Source organism: Streptomyces sp. JW3, from assembly GCF_052216785.1.
In the GTDB taxonomy this organism is placed as follows: domain Bacteria; phylum Actinomycetota; class Actinomycetes; order Streptomycetales; family Streptomycetaceae; genus Streptomyces.
This window is the reverse complement of record NZ_JBQOUX010000230.1, coordinates 1-1,864: the sequence shown is the minus strand read 5'-3', so window position 1 is coordinate 1,864 and position 1,864 is coordinate 1. Positions and strand designations below refer to the sequence as shown.

3 protein-coding genes are annotated in these 1,864 nt (G+C 71.4%); all 3 read left to right on the top strand.

What is annotated here, in order from left to right:
• Positions 1–326: vitamin B12 dependent-methionine synthase activation domain-containing protein (locus ACTT8P_RS38205; protein WP_442836386.1), on the top strand; the 326-nt coding region annotated here is incomplete at its 5' end.
• Positions 323–1,213: a methylenetetrahydrofolate reductase [NAD(P)H] gene (gene metF, locus ACTT8P_RS38200; RefSeq protein WP_442836385.1), complete on the top strand. Its 891-nt coding sequence runs from the start codon at positions 323–325 to the stop codon at positions 1,211–1,213. The genes ACTT8P_RS38205 and metF, both read left to right, overlap by 4 nt.
• Positions 1,203–1,864: adenosylhomocysteinase (locus ACTT8P_RS38195; protein WP_442836384.1), on the top strand; the 662-nt coding region annotated here is incomplete at its 3' end. The genes metF and ACTT8P_RS38195, both read left to right, overlap by 11 nt.

Below are 1,864 nucleotides of genomic sequence, written 5' to 3'. Positions count from 1 at the left end.
AACTGCACGGCCTGTCCGTCCAGCTCGCCGAGGCCCTCGCCGAGTACTGGCACGCCCGGGTCCGCTCCGAACTGGGCATTCGCGGGGGCGACCCGGCCGGTCTCGCGGGCGCGTTGCGCGCCGAGTACCAGGGCTGCCGCTACTCACTGGGCTACCCGGCCTGCCCGGAGCTGGCGGACCGGGCGAAGATCGCCGCCCTGCTGGGGCCGGAGCGGATCGGCGTCCGCCTCTCCGAGGAGTTCCAGCTGCACCCCGAACAGTCCACCGACGCCCTCGTGACCCACCACCCCGAGGCGGGTTACTTCAACGCGGGAGGCCGCTCATGAGCACGGCGCGTGGCATGTCCGCCGACGGGCGGCCGTCGTTCTCCTTCGAGTTCTTCCCGCCGAAGACCGGCAAGGGCGAACGCGGGCTGTGGGACACGATCCGCCGGGTCGAGGCGCTCGCGCCGGCCTTCGTCTCCGTCACCTACGGCGCGGGCGGCTCCTCGCGGGAGCGGACCGTCGACGTCACCCGCCGGATCGCCGCGGAGACCACCCTGCGTCCGGTCGCGCACCTGACGGCGGTCGGGCACTCGGTGGCCGAACTGCGGCACATCATCGGCCGGTACGCCGACGCGGGCATCCGCGACGTGCTGGCGCTGCGTGGTGACCCGCCGGGGGACCCGAACGGCCCGTGGACCGCGCACCCGGACGGCTTCACGCACGCCGTCGAACTGATCGAACTCCTGCGGGAACTGGGCGACTTCACCGTCGGCGTGGCCGCGTTCCCCGAGCGGCACCCGCGCTCGCCCGACTGGGAGTCCGACATCCGGCACTTCGTCGCCAAGTGCCGCGCGGGCGCCGACTACGCCATCACGCAGATGTTCTTCCACGTCGAGGACTATCTGCGGCTGCGCGACCGGGTGGTGGCGGCCGGCTGTGACACGCCGGTCATCCCGGAGATCATGCCGGCCACCGACGTACGCCAGATCCGCCGCTTCGCCGAGCTGTCCCACGCGGCGTTCCCCGAGGACCTCGCACACCGTCTGGAAGCGGCCCGCGACCGGCCGGCCGACGGCCACCGCATCGGGGTCGAGTACGCCACCGCCATGGCCGAACGGCTGCTCGCCGAGGGCGCCCCCGGTCTGCACTACATCACCCTGAACCGTTCCACCGCAGCCCTCGACATCCACCGCAACGTGACCACCGCAAGGAGCCTCAGTGCGCGCTGACTTCACCGACTTCAAGGTCGCCGACCTCTCCCTGGCCGCCTTCGGCCGCAAGGAGATCACCCTCGCCGAGCACGAGATGCCCGGCCTCATGGCGATCCGCGAGGAGTACGCCGAGGCCCAGCCGCTCGCCGGCGCCCGGATCACCGGCTCCCTGCACATGACCGTACAGACCGCCGTACTCATCGAGACCCTGGTGGCGCTGGGCGCCGAGGTCCGCTGGGTGTCCTGCAACATCTTCTCCACCCAGGACCACGCGGCCGCCGCCATCGCTGCCGCCGGCATCCCGGTCTTCGCCTGGAAGGGCGAGACGCTCGAGGAGTACTGGTGGTGCACCGAGCGGGCGCTGACCTGGTCCGGGCACGCCGGTCCGAACATGATCCTGGACGACGGCGGCGACGCCACCCTGCTCGTCCACAAGGGCGTCGAGTACCGCAAGGCGGGTGTGCTGCCCGTCGCGGACAACGAGGAACTGGCCGCCGTCCGTGCCCTGTTGGAGCGCAGTGCGCTGGACTGGGTCGGCATGGCGTCGGAGATCCGGGGTGTCACCGAGGAGACCACGACCGGCGTCCACCGCCTGTACGAGATGCAGCGGGACGGCACTCTCCTGTTCCCGGCGATCAACGTCAATGACGCGGTCACCAAGTCGAAGTT